Below are 8,466 nucleotides of genomic sequence, written 5' to 3'. Positions count from 1 at the left end.
CAGCCCAGCGTCCCCGCGCCGACCGCGAGCGCTGCTCCGTCGGCGGCGCCGGCGGCTTCGTCGCCGACCACCAGCGCGAACGCTGCGAGCTCGGCTCCATCGGCTTCCGGGGTGGCGTCTCAGCAGGTGCAACAGCCGGCAGCAGCGCCTGCTGCTACGGCTCCGACCAGCCCCGCTGCCGTCGCTTCTCCGACCAGCACGACCCCGGCGCCCTCCACGAGCACGCCTACCGCATCCACGACCACGTCGAGCAACCCGAGCACCGCTCAGCAGGCGACGGCACCGCAGGCCGCGTCGCAAAGCACCGCTCCCACCACGACGACCAGCTCGTCGCCTGCGCCGACAACGACCAGCACCTCGGCTGCGACTTCCGCGCCGACGACCGCCCCGGCATCGTCTACGGTCAGCACGAGCACGACTCCGCAGACCGCCTCGGGCACCTCGCCCGGCAGCGGATCGACCACCACCCCGGCGCCGCAGACCCAGGCGACGACCACATCCACGAGCAGCACGAGTACGGCCCTGCAGCCGATCTCAAGCTCCTCGACCAGCAGCGGATCGGCCACCACCACGGCTCCGCAGACCGGGACGACAACGGCTTCCCCGACCAGCACGTCGCAGACCTCAACGGGCTCCTCGACCACCACGACGCCTCAGGCGGGAACCTCGACGTCCACCTCGTCCGGTGGACTGCTTCAGACCCTGGTACAGGGGACGACAGCAGTCGTATCCTCGACGGTGAGCGGCACGACCTCGACCCTCTCGTCGGTCACGACCAGCCTTCTCTCGCCCACCGCCACCAAGACGACGGCCACCGCGCCGACGACGACCACGGCACCGAGCACGGCGACCAAGACGGCCACGAGCACCACGGCCCCCACCACGACGACGGCCACCAAAACCGCGACCACCTCGGTCGTGCAGAAGTATCTGGCTTGGTAGTGGCTGCGGGGACGGCTTACGGCAGACTGGCCTGCAGGAGACGAGTGACCCGCGCGACCTCGTCTCGCGCCTTGAGGATCGACTCCTCGCCGTCCAGCGCGCGCATGAATGCGCAGCGTGCTTCACCGACCAGGGGCCGCAGGGCCTGCCCCTGATCCGTCAGCTCGACAAAAAGCTGACGCTCGTTCTTAGGATCGCGCCCCCGGCGGAGCAGGCCCATCCCCTCCAGCTTCTTCAGCAGCGGTGTGACAGAGCCCGGATCGAGGCCGAGGCGGTCGCTGATGTCCTTGAGCGGCACGCCGTCCTTCTCCCAGAGCGCGAGAAGCACAAGAAACTGCGGGTAGGTCAGCCCATGAGGCTCAAGGATCGGCTTGTAGGCAGCCGTGAAGGCGATGCCTGCGGAGTAGATGGCGAAGCAGAGCTGCTTGTCGAGGCCGACAAAATCATCACCGGCAGGGCTCGTCACGGGAGGGAGGCTCTCAGCGCTGTTTCCACGCCTGCACGAGCAGGTACGGCTCTCTGTTAGCACGCTAAATGTAGAAACACCTTTCAAAAAGATGTGCGTTCCGCCCTGAGCCGTATCGGGCAGTTCGGATGAAGGGGCTGCTCGGCCGCCTCGGCTACAATCATCAGCCTCGGAACGCAGTCAGGGCTGGCCTCGAACATGGCCTCGCTATCTCCCGCCGCTCAACTCCCTAATCCCACTCGTTGACCACCCCGTCGTCAAGGCTGTCGAGGGCCGCATCGATCTTCCGAATGTCCCAGACGACGCACCCGCCGATACGCCACGGCTTCGGCATCGTGCGATCCCGGACCATCTCGTCGTACTTGGTCGGGCTGACGCCCACGTAGCGGGCTGCTTCTTCCCGGCGGAGCCCGCGGCGCGGGGCGACCTCGATCCGCGGCGGTCGATCTGCCCTCACGCCGCCTCCGGCACCGGCTGAATGCGCTCCAGTACCGGCCCGATCTCAGCCAGCAGGGTTTCGCGCTCGAAGCGGGCCTGGAGGTTCGTCCAGACATCGGGCGAGGTGCGGAAGAACCGGGCGAGCCTGAGGGCCGTGTCGGTGGAGATGCCGATCTCCTCGCGCACGATGCGCTCAATGCGCGAGCGGGGAAGGTCCAGCGCCTTCGCGACCTGTCCGGCCGACAGCCCGAGCGGCGCCATGAACTCTTCCCGCAGAACCTCGCCGGGATGAAGCGGTGCGGACTGCTCGGCGCACTCGGATGGATCGAAGGTGGCGCGCATGGCTCTGAGATCGAAGGTGTCGCTCATCGCTGTGACATCCGTGTCGGTAGCGGCTCAGTGGTAGTCGGTGAACTCGACCCGCTCCGGCCCGGCATCGGTCCAGACGAAGCAGAGCCGGTATTGGTCGTTGACCCTGATTGCATGCTGGCCGACTCGATCGCCGGTCAGCGGGTGGAGCTTGTTGCCCGGCGGCGATTTCAGGTCGTCCAGGGTCTTCGCGGCGTCGAGGTAGCCGAGCTTGCGGCGGGTGACAGCGTACAGGTCGGCCGGGAACCCCTTCGGCTTGCGGCCTCGGGAAACCGCCTCTGTCACGCCGTCGTGAAAGCTGAGGATCATCGCCCCGCCGTGTTGCACTCGGTGATACATGTATCACTCATTGCAACATTCCAGTCAACAGGGATGTACCACTCAGCGCAACATCTTCGCCTTGCCTTGCGACGAGCGTACGAAGGCCGGCACCGTTGCTCGCCTCCGCCTGCCAGAGCGAATGACGCGGTGCCTGCCCATCCCCCGCCCGTGGTGCCAGCGGGCAAGAGAACTCGGGATCAAGCTATCGGGCTATCCTGCTATCAAGATCGCTCGACGTAGCGGCTGAGCAGAGTGGAGCCGTCAGGGAACGGCCGCTCGAAGGTCTCCCGCATCGCCGCCACGTCTTCCGGCTCGGGCTCGCCGGTCAGCTCGTAGAACTCCCTCGAAAGGGACAGGAAGCGGCAGCCGGCGCGGCAGGTTCGGGTATCCGAGGCCGGAAGCCGCTTCATCCGGGCGGCGACAGCCTCGATGCGGACCCGCAGGAACAGGAGCCGCCACAGCTCGCGCCACGACAGGGCGCGAGAGGTCGGGAGGGCGGTCGGCATCACACGCCCGCGAGATAGAGGACGACGAGGGCGGCGGCCGTCACCACGTTGCCCCGCCCCGCCTCGTGGCCGGATCGGTCGAGGAAGTACGGGCAGCGGGATCGCGGCGGCAACCGATCCGGCGACGAGTGCGCGGCGGTGCTGGTTGGCCTCGCCCTGCCCCTCCGGGCGGCGGATCAGTTGGGCGAGGCCGGATTTCAGGGTGGCGGCACGCTCGCGCAGGGTGGGCTTATCGGCGGGGCGGGGCTGGCGCTTGAACGGGTTGCGCATGGTCAGGGATCTCCGGTCGAGGATGACGGGAGCCGGCGCCTCGGCGCGCCGGCCGGGCGTGGTCAGAACAGGGACGCGATGCCGACGAAGCCGCAGCCGCCGACGATCAGGACCAGGGCGGCGACGACTTCACCGGCTCGAGACAGGGCGCGGCCGAACTGCACGCGGGTCGGCACGGGGCGGGGTAGGTCTCGCGGGTCGAGGTCGAGGCCGCGACGGGCCGGATGTCGATCACCGGGCCGATGAGCCGGCCGGACGGCAGCGCCAGCGGCAGGCGCTCGATGCGCTCGACGCCAAGGCAGCGGGACAGATCGGCTTCGCGGGCCTGGGCGATGCCGAAATCCGGCTGATAGTCGGCGGCGAAGGGCGCTTCTTCGCCCATCCACCAACGAAGGTGCCGGATCAGGCACAGCATCCCGGCACGCGTGGCGCAGGGCATGGCGAGGAGCGCCTTGCGGGTCTGATCGTAGCTGTCGAACGCCTGCCGCGAGGGCTCGCCCTCCGGCGCGACCTGAAAGACCGCATAAGCCTACTCGTGCGCCTCGATCGCCGCAAGGATGGGGTCGGCATGGAACGGCACGCGGTCGCCGTCGGCGTGGTGGACGGTGAGGACAGAGGCGGGGGTGCGCGCATAGGACATCGTTCGGGCTCCTGACAGGGCTCGTTGCAGTGGTCGGTGGTGGTCGAGGGGGAGGCGCCGCGCGGGCGCGGGATCAGGACGGCGCGGGCGGCTTGAGGGCCTGCGGCAGCGGCGGGGCCGGTGCGGCACCGGGCCGGGCGAACACCTTGCGCAGGCGACGGCGACCAGCGCGGGCGGTCTCGGGATCGTCCGACAGTTCGGCCCGCTCGGCGTAATAGGCGACCAGGGCGGACGCCTCGTCGGCCGTGGCGGGCATCAGGGCGTGAAGCGCGCGGCGGGCGCTGTAGCGTTCGGCCAGCACGCCGAAGCGATAGGCTCGCCAGTAGGGCGGACGCGTGCCATTCGGACCGAACACGTTGAGGCTGTCGGTCCCGGCCTGCCGGTGGGCGGCATCGGCGAGGCGGGCGCGACGGATCGCGGTGGCGAGCGGATCGGGCCGGGCGGCGCGAGCGGCGGGCGAGACAGCGGCCAGCACGACGGCGAGGACAACGCGGCGGGTGGGGCGGGGCGACATCGGCCGGGCCTCAGTGCGCGACGGCGGGGCGGTGGGACTTGGCGAGCTGCCAAGCGGCCTTGAGGCTGACGGACATCGCGACGGCCCAGGTCGAGCCGTACTGAAGCTGATGCTTCTTCGCGGCGGCGGCGGCGGCCGACATGATGCCGGCGCGATCGAAGCTGCCGTCAGCCTTCACGAGCTAAACGACGTTGAGGCGCACCGCGACCCCGATGAGCTCGCGCGAGCCGAGGAAGCCCTGCGGGACCTGCGCGCGGTCGTTCCGCATGTCGCGGAGGGCGGAGGACCAGGGGAAGGCGGTGCGGCTGCGGTGGGACATGGGGGCGGCTGGCCTTGTAAGGGCAACTGATTGCCCTTATCGTGTAACCCGATGCCTCTAAGGCGTCAACACTCAACGCACAAAAGATTACATTATAGGTGTCGAATGTTGACCGGCGAGCAGTTGCGCGCGGCGCGGGCCATGCTGAAATTGGAGCAGGGCGAGCTTGCCGAGCTGTCCGGCGTGTCGGTCGAGACCATCAAGCGGCTGGAGCGGATCGAAGGACCGCTAAGTGCCAACTCGATGACGCTCGACGCGCTGGGGCGCGCCTTGGAAGGGGAGGGAGCCGTCTTCCTGCCAGAGAACGGCGGACTGCCGGGCGTGAGGCTGCGGCGCGATCCTCCGGCCAATATCCGCACTCGGAAGCGTCGCGGGGCTGGGTCGGATGAAACGCAAGCTTGATCGCCTAATAGCAGGCTATTCTGATAGCTCGCTACTCTGCTGGCTCGCTCCCGTGCTGACTGTCGAGCTTGCTTGCGGGCCTGCTCGCTCCCTGCCGATCAAGCTCCCGAGGGATCGCACGTGAAGGTTATCGCCGTGACGGCCCGAAAGGGCGGGGTCGGAAAAACCACGCTCTCCATGCACCTGAGCGTCCTGGCCTCGACGGCGGAGAAGCCGGCGCTCCTCCTCGACTGCGATCCGCAACGCTCGCTCGCGTGGTGGCACCGCCTGCGAGAAGCGGACGTGCCGAACCTGATCGAGGCGGACGCGCGCGAGCTGCCGGAGCTTGTCCAGGCCGCGCGGCGCGAGGGGTTCGGTCGGGTCATCATCGACACGCCGCCGCACGCGGAAGACAGCATCCTCGGCGCAATGCGGGTGGCCGACCTCGTCGTGGTGCCGACGCGACCGGGGCCGCTCGATCTGGCCGCGGTGGCGACGACGCTCGATCTCGCGGCGCGGGTCGGGAAAGAGCCGCTGGCCGTCATCAACCATGCACCGCCGCGCACGGGTGCGGCCGAACCGGCGATCGTCACGGAGGCGCGCACCGCGCTCGGCAACATGGGTGCTCGCGTCGCGGAAACCGTCATCGCCAATCGGGTGAGCATGTCTCACGCGATCCTGTCCGGTCTGACGGTCGGCGAGCATGAGCCGGACGGTAAGGCCGCGGGCGAAGTCGGCGCGCTGTGGCGAGAGATTGAGGCGCTGCTGTCCGGCGGGCCGGGGAAAGGATCAGGGAACGCACGATGAGCAAGACGCCTCGCCCGACGCTCGACAGCCTAAGCAGCCGGTTCGCCCGCAAGGACACGCCTGCCAGCGCTGCGCCCTCCCCGGCCGTGGCAGACGCCCCGCCCGTGTCGTCGACCTCAGCCCCGGCCGAAACGGCGAGCCCTGACCCCGGCGGCAAGCCGGACGCTCGGGTTCAGATCCTCACGCGCATCGACGCGCCGACGCGCAAGCGGCTGCGGATGATCGCGCTGGAACAGGACCGCACGGTGCAGGACATCTGCGAGGAGGCGATCCGCGATTTCGTCGCCCGACATAGCAAGTAGGCGAGGGATCGGGCTGGCACGCTCGCTCGCGGTCCTGCAGTCTTGCTCGCGAGCTATCACCGACGAGCCTTTAGGTTGAAACTCAATCAGCTTGACCATGTGAGGGGCTGCTTTCGACCCGTTGCGGAAGCACCGAACGTCCGGATGTAGGATGCTCAGTGAGCCAAGGGGGGGCTGCAGCTGGGGGCTATTAGCTACACAGCTGCATTCGACATGTGCATGCAGCGAGTTGTTTACGAATAAATTTTACGCGCCTTCATGTTTTGAGTCGCATAATCATCGTTGGTCGAGGATCCTTCAGTATGTTCATGCCACTCGCGAACCGGGTGTCGCTGCGCCGCCAGATCAGTCTACTTGCGGGCACCATCGGTCTTGCAATTGTCGGTGTGACCGCAATCGGATCTACGCTCCTGGCGCGCGGGCAGGCGACCGAGATGGCACAAGACGCCCTCCGGCAGGTAGCCCGATCCGTGGCCGACCGCCTCGACCAAGACATGGCCGAACGCCTACGCGAGATCCGCAACGTTGCAGCCTTCGAACCCCTGCAGACTCATTGGATGGAGAACACCGGTAGCCTACGCAACGTGCTCGACGCGATGCAGAGGACGCTACCGGACTATGCCTGGATTGGGTTCGCCGACCGCGACGGCCGGGTAGGTGCGGCCACCGGTGGTATCCTCGAGGGGGCGAGCGTCAAAAGCCGCCCCTGGTTCCGCAACGGTATTCAACGGGCCTCTGCCGAGGACGTTCACGCGGCAGTCCTGCTGGAGACCCTGCTTAAGCCCCACGCCGACGGTACGCCGTTCCGCTTCGTCGATGTGGCTGCTCCGGTCAGCGACAGTTCGGGACGGATCGTTGGTGTCCTCGGAGCCCATCTCAGCTGGCGCTGGGCCGATGTTGTTCGGCGCGAGGTGCTGTCGTCCCGCAGGCCGGAGTTGAAGGAGGACATCATCGTCCTCGATCGGTCTGGCAGGGTCTTGCTTGGGCCTGGTCTCGGCTCGGTCCCCTACACGGTCGCGCAACTCACCGCCGGTCACTTCATCGATCACGGGGCGGATGGTGATCGGCTCGTGGCGGCCTCCACCACCCGCGGCCGGGGCGATTACGCTGGCCTGGGCTGGATCGTTGTCGCGCTGCTGCCGCTCGATACAGCGCTGATAGGCGCCGACCGTCTGACCGGCCTAATCCTGCTGCTCGGGCTTGCCGCCGCCGTGCTCGGCATGATTGGGATCGGGCTGATCGCCGGGCGGCTGAGCCGGCCGCTGACGCAGCTAACTGAGGCGGTGGACCGCGTTGGCCGTGAGCCGAATGCGCGGATGACGCGCCATGTGCACGGCTCTCCAGAGGTGCTGCGCCTGTCCGCAGCGGTCCGGTCGCTCCTGAGGCGCATCGGCACGGCCGAAGAGGCTGCGCGCTTGACCCGAGCCGAGGCATCTGACGCCGTGCACGCTGCGGAGGACCGTGTCCGGCGCCTCGGTGCCGACCTCCACGCTATGCAGGTCCTGGCCGACACGGACGGACTTACGGGCCTGCTCAACCGGCGAGCGTTCCTGCCCCTGGCCAGCGACGCGATGAGCTACTTCAAGCGCTATAGGCGTGCGATCTGCATCCTGATGATCGACATCGATCACTTCAAGCGCGTCAATGATCTTTACGGCCATGCCGCGGGCGACGAGGTCATCCGCCAGGTCGGACGTATCCTCAGCGACGCGCTCCGGACGACCGACAAGGTGGCACGGTTCGGCGGCGAGGAGTTTGTGGTCCTGCTTCGGGAGACCGATCTGCAGGGTGCAGCGATCTTCGCCGACCGCATTCGCAAGACCGTTGCTGGCACTGTGTTCGAGCTGGATGGCCAGAGCTTCAGGGCGACGATCAGCATCGGCATGGCTGAGGCTGAGCTCACCGACAGTGACATCGATCACACGATAGAGCACGCGGATCGCGCACTCTATGCGGCCAAGTCGAGCGGGCGTAACTGCGTGCGATCGTTCGAGAGATCTGCATCGTCAAGCCTCCGAGCTGCTGCCTAGAGCGGCTGAGGTGGAAATGATTGACCATGGTGACAGACAACGATGAAAAGAGCGGTTGCCCATGCTAGAGCTATTGCCGATCAGGTTGGATCGTATGCGTCGTATCCGGCCGCTGTGAGGCAGTTGCGGCAGGCCTTTGGGGTGAGGCTGTCGAAGGCGGA

The 8,466-nt window shown here is 67.6% G+C and carries 15 protein-coding genes; 4 read left to right on the top strand and 11 right to left on the bottom strand.

The genetic code is table 11. The features are described 5' to 3' along the window. Window positions 1-266: 266 nt before the first annotated feature. From ASG52_RS15475 to ASG52_RS28390, 11 genes are all read right to left on the bottom strand, one after another. A complete protein-coding gene (locus ASG52_RS15475) occupies window positions 267-644 on the bottom strand; it encodes a hypothetical protein (protein ID WP_156383988.1) in 378 nt (125 codons plus the stop codon). A 51-nt stretch (window positions 645-695) separates the two neighbouring features. Further along, on the bottom strand, window positions 696-896 hold the full coding sequence (locus ASG52_RS15470; RefSeq protein WP_156383987.1) for a hypothetical protein: 201 nt from the start codon (window positions 894-896) through the stop codon (window positions 696-698). A gap of 62 nt (window positions 897-958) precedes the next feature. Next, entirely contained in the window at window positions 959-1,408 is a 450-nt protein-coding gene (locus ASG52_RS15465) for a MarR family winged helix-turn-helix transcriptional regulator (RefSeq protein ID WP_056244913.1), read from the bottom strand. A gap of 229 nt (window positions 1,409-1,637) precedes the next feature. Further along, window positions 1,638-1,865 carry a helix-turn-helix transcriptional regulator gene (locus ASG52_RS15460; RefSeq protein WP_056244910.1) on the bottom strand — a complete coding sequence of 76 codons (228 nt, stop codon included), beginning with the start codon at window positions 1,863-1,865 and terminating at the stop codon, window positions 1,638-1,640. Next, entirely contained in the window at window positions 1,862-2,215 is a 354-nt protein-coding gene (locus ASG52_RS15455) for a HigA family addiction module antitoxin (protein WP_056244909.1), read from the bottom strand. The genes ASG52_RS15460 and ASG52_RS15455 overlap by 4 nt, the downstream gene beginning before the upstream one ends. 27 nt (window positions 2,216-2,242) lie before the next feature. Continuing rightward, the gene (locus ASG52_RS15450; RefSeq protein WP_056244905.1) at window positions 2,243-2,524 is read right to left on the bottom strand and encodes a type II toxin-antitoxin system RelE/ParE family toxin; all 282 of its coding nucleotides are present in this window, start codon (window positions 2,522-2,524) and stop codon (window positions 2,243-2,245) included. Between the two features lie 233 nt (window positions 2,525-2,757). Beyond that, entirely contained in the window at window positions 2,758-3,042 is a 285-nt protein-coding gene (locus tag ASG52_RS15445; protein ID WP_056244900.1) for a hypothetical protein, read from the bottom strand. Window positions 3,043-3,418: 376 nt separating this feature from the next. Continuing rightward, complete coding sequence (locus ASG52_RS28400; protein ID WP_286159069.1) at window positions 3,419-3,751, bottom strand: hypothetical protein; 333 nt, start codon at window positions 3,749-3,751, stop codon at window positions 3,419-3,421. A gap of 274 nt (window positions 3,752-4,025) precedes the next feature. Beyond that, a complete protein-coding gene (locus ASG52_RS15435) occupies window positions 4,026-4,466 on the bottom strand; it encodes a hypothetical protein (RefSeq protein WP_056244896.1) in 441 nt (146 codons plus the stop codon). A 10-nt stretch (window positions 4,467-4,476) separates the two neighbouring features. After that, window positions 4,477-4,608 carry a hypothetical protein gene (locus ASG52_RS28395; protein WP_286159068.1) on the bottom strand — a complete coding sequence of 44 codons (132 nt, stop codon included), beginning with the start codon at window positions 4,606-4,608 and terminating at the stop codon, window positions 4,477-4,479. 39 nt (window positions 4,609-4,647) lie between these two features. Continuing rightward, the gene (locus ASG52_RS28390) at window positions 4,648-4,785 is read right to left on the bottom strand and encodes a hypothetical protein (protein ID WP_286159067.1); all 138 of its coding nucleotides are present in this window, start codon (window positions 4,783-4,785) and stop codon (window positions 4,648-4,650) included. Between the two features lie 105 nt (window positions 4,786-4,890). Here ASG52_RS28390 and ASG52_RS15425 point away from each other — a divergent pair, with 105 nt between their 5' ends. The 4 genes from ASG52_RS15425 to ASG52_RS15410 all read left to right on the top strand — a co-directional run bounded on the left by ASG52_RS15425 (window position 4,891) and on the right by ASG52_RS15410 (window position 8,305). Continuing rightward, window positions 4,891-5,187 (top strand): helix-turn-helix domain-containing protein, encoded by a 297-nt coding sequence (locus ASG52_RS15425; protein WP_056244886.1) that lies wholly within the window; start codon window positions 4,891-4,893, stop codon window positions 5,185-5,187. Between the two features lie 120 nt (window positions 5,188-5,307). Further along, window positions 5,308-5,973 carry an AAA family ATPase gene (locus tag ASG52_RS15420; protein ID WP_056244883.1) on the top strand — a complete coding sequence of 222 codons (666 nt, stop codon included), beginning with the start codon at window positions 5,308-5,310 and terminating at the stop codon, window positions 5,971-5,973. Continuing rightward, window positions 5,970-6,275 carry a ribbon-helix-helix domain-containing protein gene (locus ASG52_RS15415; protein WP_056244880.1) on the top strand — a complete coding sequence of 102 codons (306 nt, stop codon included), beginning with the start codon at window positions 5,970-5,972 and terminating at the stop codon, window positions 6,273-6,275. Before ASG52_RS15420 ends, ASG52_RS15415 begins: the two co-directional genes overlap by 4 nt. 302 nt (window positions 6,276-6,577) lie before the next feature. After that, window positions 6,578-8,305, top strand: a complete 1,728-nt coding sequence (locus tag ASG52_RS15410; protein WP_056244876.1) for a sensor domain-containing diguanylate cyclase — start codon at window positions 6,578-6,580, stop codon at window positions 8,303-8,305. The last annotated feature ends 161 nt before the right edge of the window (window positions 8,306-8,466 follow it).

The organism is Methylobacterium sp. Leaf456, from assembly GCF_001425465.1.
In the GTDB taxonomy this organism is placed as follows: Bacteria; Pseudomonadota; Alphaproteobacteria; order Rhizobiales; family Beijerinckiaceae; genus Methylobacterium.
The sequence above is the reverse complement of the archived record's forward strand: the minus strand, read 5'-3'. Positions and strand labels throughout refer to the sequence as shown.